General features: G+C 65.5%; 25 protein-coding genes. 19 read left to right on the plus strand and 6 right to left on the minus strand.

The genetic code is table 11. The features are described 5' to 3' along the window. The first annotated feature begins 175 nt into the window (after nucleotides 1-175). From KDK82_RS02125 to KDK82_RS02135, 3 genes are all read left to right on the plus strand, one after another. Nucleotides 176-2,539, plus strand: a complete 2,364-nt coding sequence (locus tag KDK82_RS02125) for a DNA translocase FtsK (protein WP_088163928.1) — start codon at nucleotides 176-178, stop codon at nucleotides 2,537-2,539. Nucleotides 2,540-2,568: 29 nt separating this feature from the next. Next, nucleotides 2,569-3,204, plus strand: a complete 636-nt coding sequence (gene lolA, locus KDK82_RS02130; protein ID WP_043825056.1) for an outer membrane lipoprotein chaperone LolA — start codon at nucleotides 2,569-2,571, stop codon at nucleotides 3,202-3,204. A 169-nt stretch (nucleotides 3,205-3,373) separates the two neighbouring features. After that, nucleotides 3,374-4,900: a methyl-accepting chemotaxis protein gene (locus KDK82_RS02135; protein WP_088163929.1), complete on the plus strand. Its 1,527-nt coding sequence runs from the start codon at nucleotides 3,374-3,376 to the stop codon at nucleotides 4,898-4,900. Here KDK82_RS02135 and brnQ read toward each other — a convergent pair. Further along, nucleotides 4,887-6,200: a branched-chain amino acid transport system II carrier protein gene (gene brnQ, locus KDK82_RS02140; protein WP_013800919.1), complete on the minus strand. Its 1,314-nt coding sequence runs from the start codon at nucleotides 6,198-6,200 to the stop codon at nucleotides 4,887-4,889. The two genes, KDK82_RS02135 and brnQ, sit on opposite strands and share 14 nt — an antisense overlap. A gap of 443 nt (nucleotides 6,201-6,643) precedes the next feature. On the opposite strand from brnQ, the gene KDK82_RS02145 reads away from it, so the two are divergent. Continuing rightward, nucleotides 6,644-7,948, plus strand: a complete 1,305-nt coding sequence (locus tag KDK82_RS02145) for a replication-associated recombination protein A (protein ID WP_012207157.1) — start codon at nucleotides 6,644-6,646, stop codon at nucleotides 7,946-7,948. Nucleotides 7,949-7,980: 32 nt separating this feature from the next. On the opposite strand, the gene KDK82_RS02150 is transcribed toward KDK82_RS02145, so the two are convergent. Beyond that, nucleotides 7,981-8,430, minus strand: a complete 450-nt coding sequence (locus KDK82_RS02150) for a helix-turn-helix domain-containing protein (protein WP_043825062.1) — start codon at nucleotides 8,428-8,430, stop codon at nucleotides 7,981-7,983. 91 nt (nucleotides 8,431-8,521) lie between these two features. On the opposite strand from KDK82_RS02150, the gene KDK82_RS02155 reads away from it, so the two are divergent. Together KDK82_RS02155 and KDK82_RS02160 are read left to right on the plus strand one after the other, a co-directional pair. After that, nucleotides 8,522-9,250, plus strand: coding sequence for an SDR family oxidoreductase (locus KDK82_RS02155; protein ID WP_088163930.1), 729 nt, complete (start codon nucleotides 8,522-8,524; stop codon nucleotides 9,248-9,250). A gap of 80 nt (nucleotides 9,251-9,330) precedes the next feature. Then, nucleotides 9,331-9,966 (plus strand): 2-hydroxychromene-2-carboxylate isomerase, encoded by a 636-nt coding sequence (locus KDK82_RS02160; RefSeq protein ID WP_065345604.1) that lies wholly within the window; start codon nucleotides 9,331-9,333, stop codon nucleotides 9,964-9,966. On the opposite strand, the gene KDK82_RS02165 is transcribed toward KDK82_RS02160, so the two are convergent. Beyond that, nucleotides 9,945-10,292 carry a GFA family protein gene (locus tag KDK82_RS02165; RefSeq protein WP_013800923.1) on the minus strand — a complete coding sequence of 116 codons (348 nt, stop codon included), beginning with the start codon at nucleotides 10,290-10,292 and terminating at the stop codon, nucleotides 9,945-9,947. The two genes, KDK82_RS02160 and KDK82_RS02165, sit on opposite strands and share 22 nt — an antisense overlap. Before the next feature lie 305 nt (nucleotides 10,293-10,597). On the opposite strand from KDK82_RS02165, the gene KDK82_RS02170 reads away from it, so the two are divergent. The 7 genes from KDK82_RS02170 (at nucleotide 10,598) to KDK82_RS02200 (ending at nucleotide 16,617) form a co-directional block, all read left to right on the plus strand. Next, the gene (locus KDK82_RS02170) at nucleotides 10,598-11,527 is read left to right on the plus strand and encodes a branched-chain amino acid ABC transporter permease (protein WP_012207152.1); all 930 of its coding nucleotides are present in this window, start codon (nucleotides 10,598-10,600) and stop codon (nucleotides 11,525-11,527) included. A 10-nt stretch (nucleotides 11,528-11,537) separates the two neighbouring features. Continuing rightward, a complete protein-coding gene (locus KDK82_RS02175) occupies nucleotides 11,538-12,617 on the plus strand; it encodes an ABC transporter ATP-binding protein (RefSeq protein WP_013800924.1) in 1,080 nt (359 codons plus the stop codon). Between the two features lie 17 nt (nucleotides 12,618-12,634). Further along, on the plus strand, nucleotides 12,635-13,429 hold the full coding sequence (locus KDK82_RS02180; protein ID WP_012207150.1) for an ABC transporter ATP-binding protein: 795 nt from the start codon (nucleotides 12,635-12,637) through the stop codon (nucleotides 13,427-13,429). Nucleotides 13,430-13,432: 3 nt separating this feature from the next. Beyond that, the gene (locus KDK82_RS02185; protein ID WP_088163931.1) at nucleotides 13,433-14,179 is read left to right on the plus strand and encodes an ABC transporter ATP-binding protein; all 747 of its coding nucleotides are present in this window, start codon (nucleotides 13,433-13,435) and stop codon (nucleotides 14,177-14,179) included. Nucleotides 14,180-14,431: 252 nt separating this feature from the next. Next, nucleotides 14,432-14,794 (plus strand): DMT family protein, encoded by a 363-nt coding sequence (locus tag KDK82_RS02190; protein ID WP_012207148.1) that lies wholly within the window; start codon nucleotides 14,432-14,434, stop codon nucleotides 14,792-14,794. A gap of 142 nt (nucleotides 14,795-14,936) precedes the next feature. Next, a complete protein-coding gene (locus KDK82_RS02195) occupies nucleotides 14,937-15,584 on the plus strand; it encodes a DUF47 domain-containing protein (RefSeq protein WP_012207147.1) in 648 nt (215 codons plus the stop codon). A gap of 22 nt (nucleotides 15,585-15,606) precedes the next feature. Next, complete coding sequence (locus tag KDK82_RS02200) at nucleotides 15,607-16,617, plus strand: inorganic phosphate transporter (RefSeq protein ID WP_012207146.1); 1,011 nt, start codon at nucleotides 15,607-15,609, stop codon at nucleotides 16,615-16,617. Nucleotides 16,618-16,684: 67 nt separating this feature from the next. Here KDK82_RS02200 and KDK82_RS02205 read toward each other — a convergent pair whose 3' ends face one another. Further along, nucleotides 16,685-17,191: an NINE protein gene (locus tag KDK82_RS02205; RefSeq protein WP_088163932.1), complete on the minus strand. Its 507-nt coding sequence runs from the start codon at nucleotides 17,189-17,191 to the stop codon at nucleotides 16,685-16,687. A gap of 7 nt (nucleotides 17,192-17,198) precedes the next feature. Next, nucleotides 17,199-17,723, minus strand: coding sequence for a GNAT family N-acetyltransferase (locus tag KDK82_RS02210; RefSeq protein ID WP_013800927.1), 525 nt, complete (start codon nucleotides 17,721-17,723; stop codon nucleotides 17,199-17,201). A gap of 146 nt (nucleotides 17,724-17,869) precedes the next feature. Between KDK82_RS02210 and rpsP the strand changes: the two genes are divergently transcribed. From rpsP to KDK82_RS02240, 6 genes are all read left to right on the plus strand, one after another. Beyond that, entirely contained in the window at nucleotides 17,870-18,124 is a 255-nt protein-coding gene (gene rpsP / locus KDK82_RS02215; protein ID WP_012207143.1) for a 30S ribosomal protein S16, read from the plus strand. A gap of 132 nt (nucleotides 18,125-18,256) precedes the next feature. After that, on the plus strand, nucleotides 18,257-18,826 hold the full coding sequence (rimM, locus tag KDK82_RS02220; RefSeq protein ID WP_088163933.1) for a ribosome maturation factor RimM: 570 nt from the start codon (nucleotides 18,257-18,259) through the stop codon (nucleotides 18,824-18,826). A 12-nt stretch (nucleotides 18,827-18,838) separates the two neighbouring features. Further along, nucleotides 18,839-19,609: a tRNA (guanosine(37)-N1)-methyltransferase TrmD gene (trmD, locus tag KDK82_RS02225; RefSeq protein ID WP_088163934.1), complete on the plus strand. Its 771-nt coding sequence runs from the start codon at nucleotides 18,839-18,841 to the stop codon at nucleotides 19,607-19,609. Nucleotides 19,610-19,719: 110 nt separating this feature from the next. Then, nucleotides 19,720-20,100 (plus strand): 50S ribosomal protein L19, encoded by a 381-nt coding sequence (gene rplS, locus KDK82_RS02230; protein ID WP_013800930.1) that lies wholly within the window; start codon nucleotides 19,720-19,722, stop codon nucleotides 20,098-20,100. 87 nt (nucleotides 20,101-20,187) lie between these two features. Then, nucleotides 20,188-20,916, plus strand: a complete 729-nt coding sequence (locus KDK82_RS02235; protein WP_088163935.1) for a CoA pyrophosphatase — start codon at nucleotides 20,188-20,190, stop codon at nucleotides 20,914-20,916. 68 nt (nucleotides 20,917-20,984) lie between these two features. Then, nucleotides 20,985-21,974 carry a CobD/CbiB family protein gene (locus KDK82_RS02240; RefSeq protein WP_179217836.1) on the plus strand — a complete coding sequence of 330 codons (990 nt, stop codon included), beginning with the start codon at nucleotides 20,985-20,987 and terminating at the stop codon, nucleotides 21,972-21,974. An 88-nt stretch (nucleotides 21,975-22,062) separates the two neighbouring features. Here the strand turns inward: KDK82_RS02240 and rsgA are convergent, their stop codons facing one another. After that, nucleotides 22,063-23,031, minus strand: a complete 969-nt coding sequence (rsgA, locus tag KDK82_RS02245; protein ID WP_013800931.1) for a ribosome small subunit-dependent GTPase A — start codon at nucleotides 23,029-23,031, stop codon at nucleotides 22,063-22,065. Nucleotides 23,032-23,039: the final 8 nt, after the last annotated feature.

A 23,039-nucleotide genomic window follows, 5' to 3' on the forward strand; every position in this document is an offset into this window, starting at 1 on the left:
CAGTCAGGTTCCCGTTGCCATATGGATCAATGGCCCGGATTGTCAAAAATGATCGACGTGGCGCCGTCATGCGGCGGTGTCATGCTCTGTTGCAAGTGCTTGCATTACGCTTGCGGGTCGCCCTGGCTGTTTTTGCGGCCAGTCCGAGGGGGCTGGGGTAAGCTCCCGCCTGCGTATGACTTACTCATTGAACGCTCTGAACGCTTCCACATCCGCCAAGGGCAAATCCAGGTCTGCGGCGCGCCCCGGCATGGTGGCGCGCTTCGGCCACGAAATGCTGCTGCTGGCGGGGCTGCTGGCCCTGGTGTTCTGGCTTGCCTCCATGCTCAGCTACTCGCCCCAGGATCCAGCGTGGTCCACCTCCGGGGCGGGACACGCGCGCCTGGTCGCCAACTGGATGGGCCGCGTCGGAGCGTGGCTGGCCGACGCCTGCTATTTCGGTTTCGGCATGTCGGTCTGGTGGCTGGTGCTGGCCTCGCTGCAGACCTGGCTGTCTTCCTTTGCGCGCTGGCTGCGCGGCGGCGTGCCGCGCGACGGTGTGCCACTGCCGCCCCTGTGGCGCCGGCGCCTGCGCTTTTGGGGCGGGCTGCTGCTGCTGCTGGGTGCGAGCTGCGCACTGGAGTGGACGCGCCTGTACCGCTTCGAGAGCGTGCTGCCCGGCCCGGCCGGCGGCGTCTTCGGCTACATGCTGGGGTACCACAGCCTGCAGTGGCTGGGCTTCATGGGCTCGGGCCTGATCGGCATCTGCGTGGCCGTGATCGGCCTGGCCATGGTGTTCCGCTTTTCCTGGGGTCATCTGGCCGAATCCATGGGCGCACGCCTGGACGGCTGGGTGCTCTTTCTTTTTGCGCGCCGTGAAAAGGCCCGGGACGAAGCCGCAGGCCGCCGCGCTGCGCGCGAGCGCGAGGAAGTGGTGCAGGAAGAGCGCACGGAAAGCGCCGTGCAGCACCCGCAGCCCGTGCAGATCATCGAACCCGTGCTCCAGGAGGCTGCGATACCCAGCATGCGCGTGGTCAAGGAGCGCCAGAAGCCCCTGTTCTCCGAACTGCCCGACAGCAAGCTGCCCCAGGTGGATCTGCTCGATGCGGCGCAGCAGCGCCAGGAAAGCGTCTCGCCCGAAACGCTGGAGATGACCAGCCGGCTGATCGAAAAGCGCCTCAAGGACTTTGGTGTCGATGTGCATGTGGTCGCCGCCATGCCCGGCCCCGTGATCACCCGCTACGAGATCGAGCCGGCCACGGGCGTTAAGGGCTCGCAGATCGTGAACCTGGCCAAGGATCTGGCGCGCTCGCTGTCCCTGGTGTCCATCCGCGTGATCGAGACGATTCCCGGCAAGAATTTCATGGCGCTGGAGCTGCCCAATGCCAAGCGCCAGTCCATCCGCCTGTCCGAGGTGCTGGGCTCGCAGGTCTACCACGACGCCAAGAGCATGCTGACCATGGGCCTGGGCAAGGACATCGTGGGCAATCCGGTCGTGGCCGATCTGGCCAAGATGCCGCACGTGCTGGTGGCCGGCACCACGGGTTCAGGCAAGTCGGTGGGGATCAACGCCATGATCCTGTCGCTGCTGTACAAGGCCGAGGCCCGCGATGTGCGCCTGCTGATGATCGACCCCAAGATGCTGGAAATGTCGGTCTACGAAGGCATTCCTCACCTGCTGTGCCCCGTGGTCACCGACATGAAGCAGGCTGCCAATGGCCTGAACTGGTGCGTGGCCGAGATGGAGCGCCGCTACAAGCTCATGAGCAAGCTGGGCGTGCGCAATCTGGCGGGCTACAACGCCAAGATCGACGAGGCCAAGGCGCGCGAGGAATCCATTCCCAACCCCTTCAGCCTCACGCCCGAGGAGCCCGAGCCGCTGCAGCGCCTGCCGCACATCGTCATCGTCATCGACGAGCTGGCCGACCTGATGATGGTGGTCGGCAAGAAGATCGAGGAGCTGATCGCGCGCCTGGCCCAGAAGGCCCGCGCGGCCGGCATCCACCTGATCCTGGCCACCCAGCGCCCCAGCGTGGACGTGATCACCGGCCTGATCAAGGCCAACATCCCCACGCGCATCGCCTTCCAGGTCAGCAGCAAGATCGACAGCCGCACCGTGCTTGACCAGATGGGCGCCGAATCCCTGCTGGGCATGGGCGACATGCTCTACATGGCCAGCGGCACGGGCCTGCCCGTGCGCGTGCACGGCGCCTTCGTGTCGGACGAGGAAGTGCACCGCGTGGTGGGCTACCTCAAGGAGCAGGGCGAGGCAGACTACATCGAAGGCGTGCTCGAAGGCGGCACGGCCGAGGGCGACAGCGAGTTCGGCTCGGAGTCCGGCGACGGCGGCAACGGCGAGAAGGACCCCATGTACGACCAGGCCGTGGAAGTGGTCCTCAAGGACCGCAAGGCCAGCATCTCGTATGTGCAGCGCAAGCTCAGGATTGGTTACAACCGCTCGGCGCGCCTGTTGGAAGATATGGAAAAGGCGGGCCTCGTCAGCGGTCTCACGGCCAGCGGGCAGCGCGAAGTGCTGGTGCCCGCGCGCGCCGGGGAATGAGCCCGCTTCCCCGCAATCATGGAGAAAGAATGAAACGTCTGTTGACTGCAGTTGTGATCGCGGCAAGCGCGACGGCCTCGTGGGCCGATGGCCTCAAGAGCCTGGAAGCCTTCATGAAGAATTCCCAGGCCGGCCGCGCCGAATTCACCCAGGCCGTCACGGCCCCGTCCAAGGATGGCCAGCCGCCGCGCACCAAGAACTCCAGCGGCCAGTTCGAATTCCAGCGTCCCGGCAAGTTCAGGTTCGTCTACACCAAGCCGTTCGAGCAGACCATCGTCGCCGACGGCAAGACGCTGTGGCTCTATGACGCCGACCTCAACCAGGTCACGCAGCGCCCCCAGGCCCAGGCCCTGGGCAGCACGCCGGCCGCCATCCTGGCGTCGGCCAACGATCTCAAGGCGTTGAGCGCCGACTTCGATCTGCAATCCGCGCCCGAGCAGGATGGCCTGCAATGGGTCCAGGCCAGTCCCAAGGACAAGAACGGCCAGCTCAAGAGCGTGCGCGTGGGCTTTGCGGCCGATGGCCAGCTTTCGGCGCTGGACATCCTCGACAGCTTTGGCCAGCGTTCGCTGATCCGCTTCAGCCAGCTGCAGACCCAGGCATCCCTGCCGGCCTCGACTTTCGATTTCAAGGTGCCAGCGGGCGCCGACGTGCTCAAGCAGTAAGCCGCGCTGCCGCGCGGGGCAACCATCCAGGCCGGTCACAGGCTGCAGTGCGCAGTTTGTGAGGTTTTGTAATGGTTTTGCCTAATATCGTCGAGACAATGGCGGCCTGCGGCCAGCGATTGTTTCGACGTCCCTCCGAGGACATGCTGGCCGGCTCTCGCATGCCTTTATGAACCTCAGTCGCAAGTTGCCGCTCGCCATTGCCATGGCGCTGCTATTCACCCTCGCTGCCGGATTCTTCGGACTCTGGTCGGCCCATCGATCCCTAGGCGTCTTTCACGGCGATGTCCAGCGCCACATGGCGGCGGAACGCCTCGCCGCCGAGGTGGAAGGCCACTTCAAAACCCAGGTCCAGGAATGGAAGAACGTGCTGCTGCGCGGCTCGGACAACGCGCTGCGCGAGCAGCACTGGAAGGGCTTTCTGGCCGATGAGCGCGCCGTGCAGGACAAGACCTCGGCCTTGCTGGCCCTGGTGGACGATGCCTCCCTGCGCGAGATCGCCCAGGGCTTTGTGGCGCAGCACCGCAAGATGGCCGAAGGCTACCGCGTGGGGCTGGACAAATTCGAGGCCACGGGCTTCGACCCCTCAGTAGGCGACATGGCCGTGCGCGGCGTGGACCGCGAGCCGGCCGAGCTGCTTTCCCAGCTCAAGGCCGGCATTGCGGCGCAGAGCAAGGCGGTGGCCGACGATGCCTACAGCAGCGGCAAGCACGCCACTGAGCTGAGCCTGGTGCTGATGCTGGTGGCGGCCGTGGCCGGCGTGGCCATTGGCTGGCTCATCACCCGTGCCGTGGTGGCACCGCTGCGCAGCGCGGTCCAACTGGCCGAGAAGGTGGCCCAGGGCCATCTGACCAATGCCATAGCGAGCGGCGGGCCAGACGAACTGGGCCAGCTGCTGCGGGCGCTGGGCGCCATGCAGGAGCAGTTGCGCAGCATCGTCGTGGAAGTGCGCGGCAATGCGGAGCAGGTGGCATCCGCCAGCTCGCAGATCGCGGCGGGCAACAGCGACCTGGCCCAGCGCACCGAGCAGCAGGCATCGGCCCTGCAGATGACGGCTTCGTCCATGGACCAGCTCGACTCCACCGTGCGCGGCAATGCCGATCACGCAGAGAAGGCCAACCTGCTGGCTTCGTCCGCCAGCGACATCGCCACGCGCGGTGGCGATGCCATCTCTGCCGTCGTGGGCACCATGCGCAGCATCCAGGATGCGTCCGAGCGCGTGGTCAGCATCATCGAGGTGATCGACGGCATTGCGTTCCAGACCAATATTCTTGCGCTCAATGCGGCCGTGGAGGCCGCACGGGCCGGCGAACAGGGCCGGGGCTTTGCCGTGGTCGCCGCCGAGGTCCGCACGCTGGCCCAGCGCAGCTCGGGCGCGGCGCGGGAAATCCGTGACCTGATCCAGGCCAACGCCCAGCGCGTGGCCCTGGGGGCCGAGGAGGTGGACAGCGCGGGTGCGACCATGGCCTCGGTGCAGGAGGTGATTGCCAAGGTCTCGCGCATGATCGGCGCCATCAGCCACTCCAGCGGCGAACAGAGCGCTGGCGTGAGCCACGTCAACAGCGCCATCGTCCGCATCGAGGAGGGGACCCAGCAGAACGCCGCGCTGGTGGAGCAGACCAGTTCGGCCGCCGAGAGCCTGCGCAAGCAGGCCCATCAGCTGGTCGAACTCATGGCGCGTTTCAGGACGGCCTGAACGCGGTGGCCGGGGCCGGGCGCAGCCGGTCGTGGAGCGCCGCCAGCACCAGGGTGGCTGCCACGGGCAGGGCCCAGCCCATGCCGTTGCCCGGCAGGCTGTTCAGGAAGGCCGGCAGCCAGTCCTGCCAGCCGGCCGCCTTGGCGGCATCGACAAGACCGAACACCAGCGCCACGGCCAGCACCGGCGCGAACACGCGCTGCGCATTGCGCCACAGGCCTGACAGCAGGCTCAACACCACCAGGGCGATGGCCAGCGGATAAATGCCCACCAGCACGGGGCCGGACAGGGCGATCAGCTGGGCCAGGCCCTGGTTGGACACCAGGATGCACGCCAGCCCAATGGCCACCACCACCGCGCGGTAGGGCAGGCGCAGCATCTCGCTGAAGTAGGCGCCACAGGCGCTGACCAGGCCCACGGCCGTGGTCAGGCAGGCCAGGGAAATCACCACGGCCAGCAGCAGGCTGCCGATGGGGCCGAAGGTGTGATCCACATAGCGCGTGAGGATGAGCACACCGGTCTGCGCCTGCGGGGCGATGGACTGGCTGGTGGCACCCAGATGGATCAGCGACAGATACACCAGGCCCAGGCCCACGGCCGCGATCACGCCCGCGATGATGGCGTAGCGCGTCTGCAGCCCGGTGTGGGAGATGCCCCGGTCCCGGATGGCGTTGACGATGACGATGCCGAAGGCCAGGGCGCCCAGCGCGTCCATGGTCTGGTAGCCCTCCAGAAACCCTTCGGTCAGGGGCGCGACCAGGTAGTCGCCGCTGGCGCTGGTGGCGGCACCGGCCGGCAGGAGCACGGCGGCGGCACCCAGCACTACCAGGGCCAGGATCAGCACGGGCGTGATCAGCTTGCCGATGGTGTCGATCAGCTTGCCGGGGAACAGGGACAGGCCCATGACCAGCACAAAGTACACCGCCGAGTAGATGAACAGCGCAGTGCTGCTGTGGCCCACGAAGGGCGCAAAGCCCATCTCGAACGACACGGTGGCCGTGCGCGGCGTGGCAAACAGCGGGCCGAGGATGAGATAGATCAGCAGGCCCAGCACCATGCCGGCCTTGCGGCCCACGGGCGAGGTCAGCGCATCGAGCCCGCCGCCCACGCGCGCCAGCGCCACCACGGTGAGCAGCGGCAGGCCCACGCCCGTGAGCAGAAAGCCCGTGGCCGCAGCGGCCGCGTGCTCGCCGGCGCCCTGGCCGACCATGGGCGGAAAGATGATGTTGCCCGCGCCGAGGAACAGCGCAAAGGTCATGAAGCCTAGGGCGATAAGGTCCCGGGTCTTGAGTGTTTGCATGGATGCAGAAATGAAAAGGTCCCGCCTTGCCGCATGGCAGGCAGTTCCGGAAACGGTGGGAGGCGCGGAGCGGATGGGGCAGCAATGGCGCAGGCCCGATGGCCGCGCATGCCGCGCGGCCGGCTCCGCAAAGGGCAGCATTTTAGGGCGGTGGCCCGAAGCGGGTGAAAAATGTCAGTGATTGCTCTTAATGAGATGCATGCAAACCATTCATGTCATGTGAGTGACATGCCTGCAGGCGATGTCCAGGATCCCAGCTGGCGATCCATGGCTTCATCCCCCGCGGCCAGGTACAGGCATCAGGGGCTGGCGCACCCGCTGCCGCTATGGCGTGGACAATGGCGTCATGGTTTTGCAACTGCATCTGTTCCCCTCGGCAGCGAATCCGGCACATGGGCTGCCGAGCGCCTTCTGCGCGGCGCTGCCTGCGACGGAGCTGGCCCATGGCTGATCTGTTCACCCAGGAGCCCTCCGCACCACTGGCCGAAGCCCTGCGGCCCAAGACCCTGGACGAGGTCGTGGGCCAGTCCCATCTGCTGGGCGAGGGCAAGCCGCTGCGCCTGGCCTTCCAGTCAGGCAAGCCGCATTCCATGATCTTCTGGGGGCCACCCGGCGTGGGCAAGACCACGCTGGCACGGCTCACGGCCACGGCCTTCAAGTGCGAGTTCATCGCGCTGTCTGCGGTGTTCTCCGGGGTCAAGGACATCCGCGCGGCCATGGAGCAGGCGCAGCAGAACCTGGCCATGGGCCGGCACACCATCCTCTTCGTGGACGAGATCCACCGCTTCAACAAGTCCCAGCAGGATGCGCTGCTGCCCTATGCGGAAAGCGGGCTGGTCACCTTCATCGGCGCCACCACGGAGAACCCTTCCTTCGAGGTGAATTCGGCACTGCTGTCGCGCGCGCAGGTCTATGTGCTGCAATCCCTGACCGACGATGAACTCAGGCAACTGCTGCTGCGGGCGCAGGAAAAGGCCCTGGGCGGCCTGGAGTTCGACGACCTGGCGCGGGACACCATCGTCGGCTATGCCGATGGCGATGCCCGGCGGTTCCTGAACCTGCTGGAGCAATGCCAGACGGCGGCCGGCGCTGCGGGCGTCACGCGGATCGATGCCGAGTTCGTGCAGAACGCGCTGACCTTGAATGCCAGGCGCTTCGACAAGGGCGGCGACAACTTCTACGACCAGATCTCGGCCCTGCACAAGTCCGTGCGCGGCTCCCATCCCGATGCGGCGCTGTACTGGCTCACGCGCATGCTCGATGGCGGCGCCGATGCGCGCTACCTGTCGCGGCGCATCGTGCGCATGGCCTGGGAGGATATCGGCCTGGCCGACCCGCGCGCCATGCAGATCGCCAACGACGCAGCCCTGACCTATGAGCGCCTGGGCAGCCCCGAAGGCGAGCTGGCGCTGGGCCAGGCCGTCATCTACCTGGCCATGGCCGCCAAGAGCAACGCCGGCTACAACGCCTACAACAAGGCCCGGGCCTTCGTGAAGCAGGACAGGAGCCGCGAGGTGCCCGTGCACCTGCGCAACGCGCCCACCAAGCTCATGAAGGAGCTGGGCTACGGCCATGAATACCGCTACGCGCACGATGAGCCCAACGCCTACGCGGCCGGAGAGACCTATCTGCCCGAAGGCATTGCGGAGCCGGGCTGGTACCAGCCCGTGCCGCGGGGCCTGGAGATCAAGATCGGCGAGAAGCTGGCCGTGCTGCGCAAGTGGGACGAAGAGGCTGGCGGCGCATAGCCGAAGCCGGTGAGGGCAGGCCGGTGCCGGGGCTAGGCGCCCGGGCCGGGCTCCACCGCCACGTCCCGCGCGTGCAGGGGGGCGTGGCACTCCGAGCAGACGACCAGGGGGTCGAACGTGTGGCCGCACACCGTATGCCGGTGCAGCAAGGGCCGGCCTTCCTCGCCGGACATGTGTACATCGCCCCAGTGCACGATGGCCATGACCACGGGATGCAGGTCCAGCCCCTTGGGCGTGAGGCGGTACTCGTGCCGTACCGGCGCCTCCTGGTAGGCCACCTTCTTGAGCACGCCGGCCTCGACCAGCCTGGCCAGCCTGTCCGACAGCATGGGGCGTGAAATGCCCAGGCGCCCCAGGAATTCATCGAAGCGGCGCACTCCCAGAAAGCAGTCGCGCAGCACCAGCAGCGTCCAGCGGTCACCGATGACCGAGACCGTGCGTGCGATGGAGCAGCGCTCCTCTTCCAGTTCGTTCCATTTCATTGGGCAGTTCCCCGCTTGACGGGTTCAGATTTTAAACCTACCGTGCATAAAGTTCAAAAAATGAACTGACTTCTTCATCCACGGAGATTCCATGACCGACAAGAAAGCCATCCTCGTCATCGGTGCCGGTGACGCCACGGGCGGGGCGATTGCCCGGCGTTTTGCGCGCGAAGGCTATATCGCCTGCGTCACCCGCCGCGATGCCGACAAACTCCAGCCGCTGGTCGAGCAGATCCGCGCTGCAGGGGGTGAAGCCCATGGTTTTGGCAGCGACGCGCGCAAGGAAGAGGAAATGGTGGCCCTGGTGCAGAAGATCGAGGCCGAGATCGCACCCATCGAGGTCGCCGTCTTCAACATCGGCGCCAACGTGCGCTTTGGCATCACCGAAACCACGGCGCGCGTCTACTTCAAGGTCTGGGAGATGGCCTGCTTCGCCGGCTTCCTGATGGGGCGGGAGGCGGCCAGGGTGATGCTGCCGCGCGGCCGGGGCACCATCATCTTCACGGGCGCCACTGCCAGCCTGCGCGGGCGCGAGGGCTTTGCGGCGTTTGCCGGCGCCAAGCACGGCCTGCGCGCGCTGGCCCAGAGCATGGCGCGCGAGCTCTGGCCCAAGGGCATCCATGTGGCCCACCCCGTGATCGACGGCGCCATCGACACGGAGTTCATCCGGAGCAACTTTCCCGAGCGCTATGCCCTCAAGCAGCAGGACGGCATCCTCAATCCCGACCACATCGCCGACCTCTACTGGCAACTGCACCAGCAGCCGCGCGATGCCTGGACGCATGAAACCGAAATCCGCCCCTGGATGGAGTCCTGGTAGGCCCTTCAGCCATTTGCGTCCCTTCAGCCGCTTCAGCCCCTTCGCTTCGATGTTCCATCCCATTTGATGCAGGCCGTGCCATGAAACCCAACGTGCAATTCCTCTTCGACTTCGGCAGCCCCAACGCCTATCTCTGCCACCAGGTCATCCCCGCAATCGAGGCGCGCAGCGGCATCCGCTTCGACTATGTGCCGGTCCTGCTGGGCGGCCTGTTCAAGCTGGCCAACAACCGCTCACCGGCCGAGGCGAATGCCGACATTCCCAACAAGCGCGCCTATGAGGCGCTGGAACTGCAGCGTTTCGTGCAAAGGCATGGGCTCACGCGCTTCCGGATGAATCCGCACTTTCCCGTCAACACCCTGCAGATCATGCGCGGGGCCGTGGCGGCGCAGGGCCTGGGCTGCTTCGAGCGTTATGTGGATGCGGTGTTCTCCAGCATGTGGGAGAAGGGCTGCAAGATGGACGATGCCCAGGTGATCGGCACCGAGCTGTCCGGGGCGGGCCTGGACGCCCCAGCCCTGATCGCCGCAAGCCAGACGCCCGAAGTCAAGGCGCGGCTGCTGGCAAATACCGAGCAGGCCTTCCACCGTGGCGCTTTCGGATCGCCCACCTTTTTTGTTGGCGACGAGATCTACTTCGGCAAGGACCGCCTGCGCGATGTGGAGGAACAAGCGCTGCGGGCCTGCAGCCAGCCTCAGGCCGATCGCCCGTCGTAGCGCGTGATGCGCAGCGCCTCGGGGTCCACGCCTTCCAGGCAGCGCACGTTGACGGCCGCCATGTGCCGGCCCTGGGGATCGATGGCCTCGCCGAACGGATGGATGCCGCAGGTCGGGCAGAAGCGGTGCTGGATCAGGTGCCGGTTGAAGGTGTAGGTCCGCATCTGTTCATCGGGCGTCTGCAGCTGCAGCTGTTCGCGGGGAACGAACCACATGAGCGCGCCCTTGCGTGCGCAGATGGAGCAGTTGCAGGCCATGGCCTGGGTGAGTTCGCCTTCCACATCGAAAGCGATGCCGCCGCAGTGGCAGCTGCCGTGGTATTTCATCGGGGTTCTCCGTGGCCACCGCTGGCTGGCGGCACTGCCGCTGATGGTAGGAGTTCATGCTGGCTACGGCAAATTGCTGCAGTGCTACATAAGAGCACGTGGCTTGTAAAGCCTCGGGAAACCCCCCTGCAACAAGGCGTTGCAGGCCACCGGGGGGTGCCTAGAATCGCCAATCCCCTGCGGTTTCCGGGCCACAAGCCAGGATGCGGCGGGAGAGCTTCCACCACCATGGCATTGCTGGCTCCGTTCGTTTGGATGCGAGGCACGCTGAATGTCTCCATCCTGGACTAAAGGGGAGAGCGCATATGGACATACTGCTTCAGCAGGTCATCAACGGATTGGTCCTGGGCAGCATGTACGCCCTGATCGCCCTGGGCTACACCATGGTGTACGGCATCATCCAGCTCATCAACTTCGCCCATGGCGAGGTGCTCATGGTCGGCGCGCTGACCAGCTGGAGCTGCATAGGCCTGATGCAGGAGGCCATGCCCGGTGCGCCGGGCTGGCTGATCCTGCTGCTGGCGACCGTGATCGCCTGCGTGGTGGCCGCGGCACTGAATTTCGTGATCGAGAAAGTGGCCTACCGCCGCCTGCGCAGCAGTCCGCGCCTGGCGCCGCTGATCACGGCCATCGGCGTCTCGCTGCTGCTGCAGACGCTGGCCATGATCATCTGGAAGCCCAACTACAAGGCCTATCCCACGCTGCTGCCGAGCACGCCCTTCGAGATCGGCACGGCGGTGATCACGCCCACCCAGATCCTGGTGCTGGTGGTCACGGCGATCGCGCTGGCATCGCTGACCTATCTGGTCAACTACACCAAGCTCGGGCGGGCCATGCGGGCCACGGCCGAGAATCCGCGCGTGGCGGCCTTGATGGGCGTCAAGCCCGACGTGGTGATCTCGGCCACCTTCATCATCGGCGCCGTGCTGGCGGCCATCGCGGGCATCATGTACGCCTCCAACTACGGCACGGCCCACCACACCATGGGCTTTCTGCCGGGGCTCAAGGCCTTCACGGCGGCCGTGTTCGGCGGCATCGGCAACCTGGCCGGCGCCGTGGTCGGCGCCATGCTGCTGGGGCTGATCGAGTCCATAGGCTCGGGCTACATCGGCGACCTCACGGGCGGCGTATTGGGCAGCCACTACACCGACATCTTCGCCTTCATCGTGCTCATCATCATCCTGACGCTGCGCCCCTCGGGCCTGCTGGGTGAGCGTGTGGCCGACCGCGCCTGAGGAGACCCGCATGAACAGCAAGAAGACCGTGCAATGGATTCTGGGCGGCCTGGCGCTGATGGTGCTGCCGCTGGTGCTGCAGTACTTCGGCAATGCCTGGGTGCGCATCGCCGACCTGGCCCTGCTCTATGTGCTGCTGGCACTGGGCCTGAACGTGGTGGTGGGCTATGCAGGCCTGCTGGACCTGGGCTACGTGGCCTTCTACGCCGTGGGCGCCTACATGTTCGCGCTGATGGCCTCGCCGCATCTGGCGGAGACCTTCGAGGGCTTTGCCGCCATGTTCCCTGACGGGCTGCATACCTCCATCTGGCTGGTGATACCGCTGGCGGCGCTGCTGGCGGGCATCACGGGAATACTGCTGGGCATCCCGGTGCTCAAGCTGCGCGGGGACTACCTGGCCATCGTCACGCTGGGCTTCGGCGAGATCATCCGCATCTTCATGAACAACCTGGACCAGCCGGTCAACATCACCAACGGCCCCAAGGGCATAGGCCAGATCGACTCGGTGAAGATTCTGGGCCTGGACCTGGCCAAGCGCCAGGAGATCTTCGGCTACGACATCAGCTCGGTCACGCTGTACTACTACCTGTTCCTCTTCCTGGTGCTCGTCAGCATCGTGATCTGCTGGCGCTTGCAGGACTCGCGCATCGGCCGCGCCTGGATGGCTATCCGCGAGGACGAGATCGCCGCCAAGGCCATGGGCATCAACACGCGCAACATGAAGCTGCTGGCCTTCGGCATGGGCGCTTCCTTCGGTGGTGTCTCGGGCGCCATGTTCGCGGCCTTCCAGGGCTTCGTCTCGCCCGAGTCGTTCAGCCTCATGGAGTCCATCATGATCGTGGCCATGGTGGTGCTCGGCGGCCTGGGCCATTTGCCGGGCGTGATCCTGGGGGCGGTGCTGCTGTCGGCCCTGCCCGAGGTGCTGCGCTATGTGGCCGGGCCTCTGCAGCAGATGACCGACGGGCGGCTTGACGCCTCCATCCTGCGCCAGTTGCTGATCGCGCTGGCCATGATCGTCATCATGCTGATGCGTCCGCGGGGCCTGTGGCCGTCGCCCGAGCATGGCAAGAACCTGCCGCACCAGTCCTGAGCATGGAGACAACGCAGATGGCGAACACGGCAGACAACGGCTCCACCTCCCCGGTGCTCAGGGTTTCGGGCATTTCCAAGCGCTTTGGCGGACTGCAGGCCCTGTCCGATGTGGGCATGACCATTGGCCGTGGCCAGGTCTACGGCCTGATCGGTCCCAACGGCGCGGGCAAGACCACTTTCTTCAACGTGATCACGGGCCTGTACACGCCCGACAGCGGCAGCTTCGAACTGGCCGGCAAGGCCTACGAGCCCTCGGCCGTGCACAAGGTGGCCAAGGCCGGCATTGCGCGCACCTTCCAGAACATCCGGCTGTTTGCCGAGATGACGGCGCTGGAGAACGTGATGGTCGGGCGCCATGTGCGCACGCATTCGGGCCTGATCGGCGCGGTGTTCCGCACGCCAGGCTTCAAGGCCGAGGAAGCCGCGATCCGCGCGCGGGCCCGCGAACTGCTGGACTACGTGGGGATTTCCAAATACGCCGACTTCAAGGCCCGCACGCTGAGCTACGGCGACCAGCGCCGCCTGGAGATCGCGCGGGCGCTGGCCACCGACCCGCAACTGATCGCGCTGGACGAGCCTGCCGCCGGCATGAACGCCACCGAGAAAGTGCAGCTGCGCGAGCTGATCGACCGCATCCGCCGGGACCAGCGCACCATCTTGCTGATCGAACACGACGTGAAGCTGGTCATGGGCCTGTGTGATCGCGTCACCGTGCTGGACTATGGCAAGCCCATCGCCGAAGGCACGCCGGCCGAGGTGCAGAAGAACGACAAGGTGATCGAAGCCTATCTGGGCACCGGAGGACACTGAACCATGGGTGAGCAAGTGCAAGACAAGGGCGTGTCCGCGCCGGTGCTGTTGAAGGTCCAGGGACTGAAGGTGGCCTATGGGGGCATACAGGCCGTCAAGGGCGTGGACTTCGAGGTCCGCCAGGGCGAGCTGGTCTCGCTGATCGGCTCCAACGGTGCGGGCAAGACCACGACCATGAAGGCCGTCACACGCAGCCTGCAGATGGCGGACGGCGACGTGCACTACCTGGGCCGCAGCATCCGCAACGTGGGCGCCTGGGATCTGGTGGCCCAGGGCCTGGTCATGGTGCCGGAGGGGCGCGGCGTGTTCGCGCGCATGACCATCACCGAGAACCTGCTCATGGGCGCCTACACGCGCAACGACAAGGCCGGCATTGCCGCCGACATCGAGCGCATGTTCGGCATCTTCCCGCGCCTGAAGGAGCGCCGCGACCAGCTGGCCGGCACCATGTCGGGTGGCGAGCAGCAGATGCTGGCCATGGCGCGCGCGCTGATGAGCCAGCCCAAGGTGCTGCTGCTGGACGAGCCCTCCATGGGCCTGTCGCCCATCATGGTGGACAAGATCTTCGAGGTGGTGCGCGATGTGCATGCGCTGGGCGTGACGCTGGTGCTGGTTGAGCAGAACGCCAGCCGTGCGCTGGCGCTGGCCGATCGCGGCTATGTGATGGAGTCCGGCCTGATCACCATGACCGGGCCCGGCCAGACCCTGCTCAGCGATTCGCGCGTGCGGGCCGCCTACCTGGGCGAGTGAACTCCGGGGCAGCCGCCTGTGCAGAGGTTGCTGGAATGTCCCGTGCCATCGACGGGATATGGCAAAAATATGACGATTTGATGAAGATTCATCGAATGCCCATCGATGCGGGATGTTGCGTATCTGTGCGATGAAGCAGGTTTTTCGAGAAAATTCGCGCAAAAAAGCAATTTTTAGAAAGAAATCGAAAATCCAGCTTCTGGCGCTGCGGGCGCGATAATTCAGGCCTTCCAGCACCCGGGCGCACCTCACATGAACTGGCTCCAACACATCCCTGTCGGGCTGCAGACCGTGGTCCTGCTGGCCATGAGCAATGTCTTCATGACGTTTGCCTGGTATGGGCACCTGAAGAACCATGCCTCGTCGCCCTGGTACGTGGCAGCCCTTGTCAGCTGGGGCATTGCGCTGTTCGAGTACCTGCTGCAGGTGCCCGCCAACCGCATAGGCCACACGCAGTTCAGCGTGGCGCAGCTCAAGATCATCCAGGAGGTGATCACGCTGTCGGTGTTCGCGCCTTTTGCCGTGCTCTACCTGAACCAGCCCCTTAAATGGGACTTCCTCTGGGCCGGCCTGTGCATGGTGGGCGCGGTGTATTTTATTTTTCGCAGCGGCTGACAAGGCGGCGCGCCGGCGCGCAAAAACGCGCTTGGGACTCAAGGGTACACTTCGCCCCGTTCAAGCCGGGAAGCCATGCCAAGCATCCGCAATGTGACGCAGTGAGTCGCCTGGTTCCCACTTTTCCCGGTAAGGAGCATTCATGCTTTTTGGCAAACTATTGCCACGCGAAGGCAATTTCTTCGAGATGTTCAACCAGCATGCCGACCGCATCGTCGATGCCGCGCATGCCTTCTCGCAGCTTGTCGCCAACTACAACGATCCTCATCTTCGCGAGAAGTACAACGAGGACGTGAACAACGCCGAGCGTGCCGCCGACCGCGTGACGCATGACGTCACCAAGGCGCTGCACAAGACCTTCATCACGCCGCTGGACCGCGAGCACATCCACTCGCTGATCAACACCATGGACGACGTGGCCGACCTGATCCAGGACTCGGCCGAGACCATGGCGCTGTACGACGTGCGCCACATGACGGATGAGATCACGCGCCTGACCGACCTGTGCGTACGCTGCTGCGAGCGGCTGCGCGATGCGGTCAAGCTGCTGTCGCGCATCTCCGATCCATCGGTGGTGGACGCGGCGATGAAGACCTGCGAGGAAATCGACCGCCTCGAATCGGACGCCGACCGGGTGATGCGCTCGGCCATGAGCAAGCTGTTCCGCGAAGAGCCCGATGTGCGCGAAGTCATCAAGCTCAAGGCCATCTACGAGCTGCTGGAGACGGTGACCGACCGCTGCGAGGACGTGGCCAACCTGATCGAGGGCATCGTCCTCGAGAATTCCTGAGCCCTCGCGGAGTCGTTTCGTTATGGAATCCGTACAAGCGGCCCTGTGGGTCGTGATCCTGCTGGTGGTGCTGGCCTTGCTGTTCGACTTCATGAACGGCTTCCACGATGCTGCCAACTCGATCGCCACCGTGGTCTCCACGGGCGTGCTCAAGCCCACACAGGCCGTGGCCTTCGCGGCCTTCTTCAACGTGGTGGCGGTCTTTGTCTTCCACCTCAGCGTGGCGGCCACCGTGGGCAAGGGGATCGTCCAGCCCGGCATCGTGGACACGCACGTGGTCTTCGGCGCCCTGGTCGGCGCCATTGCCTGGAACGTGATCACCTGGCATTACGGCATCCCCAGCAGCTCCTCGCATGCGCTGATCGGCGGCATCGTGGGCGCCGTGATCGCCAAGGCCGGCGCGGGCGCACTGATCGCCAGTGGCATCTGGAAGACCGTGGCCTTCATCTTCGTCTCGCCGCTGCTGGGCTACCTGCTGGGCTCGCTGATGATGGTGCTGGTGGCCTGGATCTGCCGCCGCGCCGCTCCCAACCGGGTGGACCGCTGGTTCCGCCGGCTGCAGCTGGTCTCCGCCGGCGCCTACAGCCTGGGCCACGGCGGCAATGATGCGCAAAAGACCATCGGCATCATCTGGCTGCTGCTGATCGCCACCGGCTATGCCAATGCCGGCGACGCGGAGCCGCCGCTGTGGACCATCGTCAGCTGCTACCTGGCCATCGGCCTGGGCACCATGTTCGGCGGATGGCGCATCGTCAAGACCATGGGCCAGAAGATCACCAAGCTCAAGCCCGTGGGAGGCTTTTGCGCCGAAAGCGGTGGCGCGCTGACGCTGTTCTTCGCGACCTTCCTGGGCGTGCCGGTCTCGACCACGCACACCATCACGGGCGCCATCGTCGGCGTGGGCTCCACCCAGCGTGCCAGCGCCGTGCGCTGGGGCGTGGCAGGCAACATCGTCTGGGCCTGGGTGCTGACGATTCCCGCAAGCGCCTTCGTGGCATCGATTGCCTACTGGATCAGCCTCCAGCTGTATTGAGCTAGAGCCATCGCCAAAAAGAAAGACCGCCAATGGCGGTCTTTCTTTTTAGGAGAGGCATTGCGCATCACTGGGAAATCTTGCGCGCTTCCTCCACCTGGTGCTCGAAGTAGTGCTGGAAGCTGTAGGCAATGCTGGCCATGAGCACGGCGGCGCCCAGCATCAGGGACAGCGCAATGGCAAAGATGGTTGACCAGCCCGTGCGCCCGGCCTGCGCCTGCAAATCAACGCCGGGGTTGTGGCGCCGGTTCCAGGCTTCGGTGTCGGTCAGCCCGTAGAGGATGGCGCGCAGCGCGCAGCCGGCGATGGTGAAGCCCAGCAGCGGAATCAGCAGCCAGCTGAGCTGGTCGTCCTGCCCCAGTTGCTGGACGCGCTCGATGCCGTAAACGCCCAGCGCCGTGGGCACGGGCAGCAGCCAGCCCAGCCAGTCGCCAAAGCCATGCAGATAGAAGCGGTGCAGCCCCAGCGGCCCGCCGACAAAGGCCAGCCAGGTCGTCAGGGTCTTGCTTTTGGAGCGCGCAGCCCCCTGCTGTGCTTGAGCGGGCTGAGGCAAAGGCGTGCTGGGTCGGTTCATGCACCCATTATTCGGGCGAACTGCGGTTGCCGTCTCCCAGGGTCTTCTCCATGAGAACGATGTCCAGCCAGCGGCCGAACTTCCATCCCATGGAGCTCAGCGTGCCCGCCGGGGTGAAGCCCGCGGCGCGGTGCACGCCGATGGAGCCGGCATTGGCCGAGTCACCGATCACCGCCAGCAGCTTGCGCACGCCGGCCGCCTCGCATTCGCGCGACAGCGCATCGAGCAGCAAGCGGCCCACGCCCTGGCCACGCGCCGCGTCATGCACGTAGATGGAATCCTCGGCGGAGAAGCGATAGGCCGGGCGCGGCTTGAACCAGTTGGCGTAGGCAAAGCCCAGCACCTGGCCCTGTTCGTCCACGGCGACCAGATAGGGCAGGCCCTTGGCCAGCACGTCCGCGCGGCGCGTTGCCATGTCCGATTCGGCAGGGGGATCGGTCTCGAACGTGCCCGTGCCGTGCAGCACGTGGTGGCGGTAAATGGAGGTGATGGCGGCGAGATCGCCGTCCAGGCTTGAGCGAATGGTAGGCATGGAAAGGGAAGTTGGATATAATCGCTGGCTTTACGGCGTGTCGCTGGCCGGGTGGCCATGTCGCGTGTCTCAAACGCCGCAAAACATGTGCAGCCATTCATTGTCTAGTTAATTGTGTGGTGGCTGCGCCCACCCGAAGGAAAATCATGGTCGTCATTCGACTCTCTCGCGGCGGTTCCAAGGCCCGTCCGTTCTACAACATCGTTGCCGCTGACAAGCGCGTGCGTCGCGATGGTTCGTTCATCGAACGCCTGGGCTTCTACAACCCCAACGCCCGTGGCGGCGAAGAGGGTCTGCGCGTTGCTCTGGACCGCGTGAACTACTGGAAGGGCGTTGGCGCGCAGGCTTCCGAGACCGCAGAGCGCCTGATCAAGCAGGCCACCCAGAAGACTGCTGCCTAATTCAGCATCCCTTCTGAAATCGGGTTCCGTTGGCTTGTCTGACGGAGCCCGTTTTTGTTTTCCCCTCCGGATCGCCTTGCACGGATCTGCAACGATCTGCATCGACTGTCCATCTACTGCCTACCGACTGCCATGAGCCACATGCCTGAACTCGAAGCCAGCGTCCTGCCCGCCGATGCCGTGGAGGTCGGGCGCATCGCCGATGCCTGGGGCATCAAGGGCTGGTTCAAGGTGGCCGCCTTCAGTGCCGACCCCGAGGCCCTGTTCACTGCAAAGCAGTGGTATCTGCAGCCCCCCGAGAAGGGTGCGCGGCAGTTCACCGGTACGGTGCTGCTGCCGGTCAAGCAGGCGCGCGTCCACTCCGATTCCGTCGTCGCCACATCGCCTGTCGTGAACGACCGCAATACCGCCGAGGCCCTGCGTGGCGCGCGCATCTTCGTGGCGCGCAGCGATTTCCCGCAGCCCGAAGATGGCGAGTATTACTGGGTCGATCTGCTGGGCCTGTCCGTGGTCAACCGCGAGGGCGTGGCCCTGGGCGTCGTCCGCGACCTGCTGTCCACCGGCCCGCAGACCGTGCTGGTGCTGACCTATGAGGAGGATGGCAAGGAGCGCGAGCGCATGATTCCCTTTGTCGATGCCTATGTGGACAAGGTGGATCTGCCGGGCAAGACCATCGTTGCCGACTGGCAGCCCGACTATTGATCGCCGACCTCCATGCGCTTCGACATCATCACGCTGTTCCCCGAGCTGTTCACGCCGTTTCTTGAAAGCGGCGTCACGCGCCGTGCCTATGCCTCGGGCCAGGTCGGCGTGCACCTGTGGAATCCGCGCGACCATGCCCAGGGCAACTACCGGCGCGTGGACGATCGCCCCTTTGGCGGCGGTCCGGGCATGGTGATGATGGCCGAGCCGCTGCAGCGCTGCCTGGAGACGGCCCGGCAGGCGCGCCGTGATGCAGGCGAGCCCGAGCCGGCTCCCGTGGTGCTGTTCTCGCCGATCGGCACCACGCTGCGCCATGCCGTGGTGGCCGACTGGGCGCAGGGACAGGGCGCAATCTTGCTGTGCGGCCGCTACGAGGGCCTGGACCAGCGCTTCATCGATAGCCATGTCACGCACCAGTTGAGCCTGGGCGACTTCGTGCTTTCTGGTGGCGAGATCGCTGCCATGGCCCTGCTGGATGCCGTCGCACGGCTGCAGCCCGGCGTGCTCAATGACGAAGGCAGTTTCCAGCAGGACAGCTTCAATCCGGCGCTCGACGGCCTGCTCGATTGCCCGCACTACACCCGCCCCGAAGTCTGGGAAGGGCGTGAAGTGCCGGCGCCACTGTTGTCCGGCCACCACGCGCAGATCGAGCGCTGGCGCCGCGACCAGCGCCTGTCCATCACGGCCAAGCACCGGCCCGAGCTGATAGAGCAGGCGCGCGCCCAGGGCCTGCTCAACGCCAAGGACGAGGGGTTTTTGGCAAAAAACGTCTCCGGGCTATAATCCGCGATTCTTCGATCCTCTATCCGGCCGCTGCTACGAACAAAGCAGCCATGGCGCCAATCCCGGCGCTTGCCAATCCTGGCGCGGACAAGATCGATTGGATGTTGACCATGAATCTGATCCAGATCCTCGAGCAAGAGGAAATCGCCCGTCTGAACAAGACCATCCCCCAGTTCGCCCCCGGTGACACCGTCATCGTGAGCGTGAACGTGGTCGAAGGCAGCCGCAAGCGCGTGCAGGCTTACGAAGGCGTGGTGATCGCCAAGCGCAACCGTGGCCTGAACAGCGGCTTCACCGTGCGCAAGATCTCCAGCGGTGAAGGCGTGGAGCGTACGTTCCAGACCTACTCGCCCCTGATCGCCGGCATCGAAGTCAAGCGTCGCGGTGATGTGCGTCGTGCCAAGCTGTACTACCTGCGCGAGCGCAGCGGCAAGTCGGCCCGCATCAAGGAAAAGCTGCCGTCGCGTGTCAAGGTTTCTGCCGAAGCCTAAGCACCTGCGTCACAGCTGGAAAGCCGCTACAGTCGCCTGTAGCGGCTTTTTTGTTGTCCGGCCGTTGCCCATCACAAGCCTTCATTCGTGTCCTCACTGCCCGATACCGCCATTCCCGTGCCGACCGGCGGCCCAATGCCCGCAGCCGTGCCGTCGATCGCCGACCCGCGCATGGCGCAACTGATTGGCAAGGACAGCCACCTGCCTGCCGTGCCCCCCGAGGCCCGCACGCCCGAGGCCTTGCGCCAGCGCTTTGCGCTGCCGCCCCAGTGGGCTCCCGAGGTGGTGCGCGAGAAGCGCTTCAGCGATCGCCAGCCCACCGATGCCGCCGTGCTCGTGCCCATCGTGCTGCGCCCCGAGCCCACGGTGCTGCTGACCGAGCGCACGGCCCACCTGTCCACGCATTCGGGGCAGGTGGCATTTCCGGGCGGCAAGCGCGATCCGGAGGATGCCTCTGCCCAGGCCACGGCCCTGCGCGAGGCGCATGAGGAAGTCGGACTGGCCGCCAGCGATGTGCAAGTGCTGGGCACGCTGCCCATCTACATCACGGGCACGGCCTTCCTGATCACGCCGGTGGTGGCCCTGGTCGATCCCCGGGCGCACCTCAATCCCAATCCCTACGAGGTGGCGGATGTGTTCGAGGTGCCGCTGGCCTTCCTGCTCGATCCTGCCAACCATGAGCGCCACGCCATGGTCTGGAACGGCGTGCCGCGCGAATGGTTTGCAATGCCCTACCAGGATGGTGATCGCCAGCGCTACATCTGGGGCGCCACGGCCGGCATGCTGCGAAATCTTTACCGATTCCTGTCGGTCTGATGCCCGGATCGCGGGCCGTGCCACCCCAGGGTCACTGACCTGTCTGCATGCGCCAGTATGATGGCCGGATGAGTTTCTTTGCCATTCTGATCGCCTTGCTGATCGAGCAGGCGCGCCCGTTGACGCCGGCCAATCTCGTGCACACAGGCTACAGAGCCTGGACGGTTTCGGTGCGCCGCAACTTCGATGCCGGCCAGGCGCACCATGGCTGGCTGGCCTGGACCGTGGCGGTGGCATTGCCCTGCGTGCTGGTGACGGGCATCTACCTGCTGCTGCTGTGGGGCGTGGGCTGGCCGCTGGCCATGGTCTGGAATGTGGCCGTGCTCTATGTGACGCTGGGCTTTCGCCAGTTCAGCCACCACTTCACACGCATCCGCGATGCGCTGGATGCAGGCGATGAGTATGCCGCGCGCGAGGCGCTGGCTCACTGGCAGCAGGTCGATGCCAGCGAGGTGCCGCGCAGCGAGGTCGTGCGCCATGTGATCGAGTACTCGGTGCTGGCCGCGCATCGCCATGTGTTTGGCGTTCTGTTCTGGTTCTCTGCGCTGGCAGCGCTGGGGCTGGGCCCGCTAGGCGCCGTGTTCTACCGCATGACCGAGCACCTGTCGCGCTCCTGGTCGCGCAAGGGCCTGGCGGGCGGCACCCAGGTCAGTCCCCAGTTGCAGCACACCTCCCGGCTGGCCTGGACCGTGATCGACTGGTTGCCTGCACGGTTGACGGCGCTGTCCTTTGCCGTGGTCGGCAGCTTCGAGGAAGCCATCGAAGGCTGGCGCTTCCATGCCCAGCGCTTTCCCAACGACAACGATGGCGTGATCCTGGCCGCCACCTCGGGTGCCATCAACGTGCGCCTGGGCGGCGAGGCACTCAAGCGCCGCGAAGGCATCTCGGTGACCCGCGACGACGGCGAGGAGATCGATCTCGATGTGGACAGCGAAGCCACGCCGGGCCGAGAGCCCGAGATCGGCCATCTGCGCAGCGTGGTCGGCCTGGTCTGGCGTTCGGTCGTGGTCTGGCTGCTGCTGCTGGCCCTGCTGTCGCTGGCGCGTTTGCTGGGCTGATCGCTGCGCCGCAGGAGGCGAGCCCTGCCTGTCTTGCCAGGCAGCAGTGGGCCCTTCCTGATGCAGCCGGGTCGTTGTTTTGAGGAGGTCAGTACTTCTGCGCCTGGCTCAATTCATCGAACAGCTCAGCGTAGATGTAGTAGCGGTTGGCGCTGATGTCGTGGTCGGCATCCATTCCGGTTTCCTCGTCTTCCACGCGCGGCATGACGGCGCATCCCGGCTCGTGCAGGTGGGTGCAGTTGTAGAACTTGCATTCCTGCGCATGGGCGCCGATGTCGGGCATGCAGCGGGGCAGGTCCGTGGGCTCTATGTGGCGCAGGCCGAATTCCTGGAAGCCCGGTGAGTCGATCAGCGCCGTGGTGCGCTCTTCGTCCATCCAGTACCAGCTGGTCGTGGTGGTCGTGTGCTTGCCGGAGTTCAGCGCCTGCGAGATCTCGTTGGTGGCCGCGCGTGCGCCGGGCACCAGCAGGTTGATCAAGGTGCTTTTGCCCGAGCCGGACGGGCCCAGGACCAAGGTGGCCTTGCCCTTGAGGTGTTGCATCAGCAACTGCCGGTCGGCCTCGCCTTCGTTGGCCAGCGACAGCGACAGCACCTCGTAGTGCGGCGTTTCCTGGCCCAGGTACATCTCGCGATAGGGCTTCAGGCGCTCCCAGGCATCGGCGAAGGGCTCGGCCAGGTCACGCTTGTTCAGGGCGATCAGGGGCTTGATGTGGGTGGCTTCGGCGGTGATGAGGGCACGGGCCAGCTGGCTTTCGGAGAACACCGGCTCGGCCGCGATCAGGATCAGCACCTGGTCGATGTTGGCCGCAAAGGACTTGGTGCGTATCTCGTCCTGGCGGTAGAACAGGTTGCGCCGTTCCAGCACCTTCTCTATGGTGCCTTCCTCGCCCTGGCCGGCGGGTGGCAATTGCCAGCGCACGCGGTCGCCGACCACGGTCTGGCTCTTCTTGCCGCGCGGATGGCAGATGTGGCGTGCGCCTTCTTCGGTCTCGACCACGCAGTGGCGGCCATGGCTGGAGACGACCAGGCCTTCTCGCAATGCGGAGCGCTCAGCCATGGGATGCC

Source organism: Delftia sp. K82, assembly GCF_002193035.1.
GTDB classification, from domain to species: domain Bacteria; phylum Pseudomonadota; class Gammaproteobacteria; order Burkholderiales; family Burkholderiaceae_C; genus Comamonas; species Comamonas acidovorans.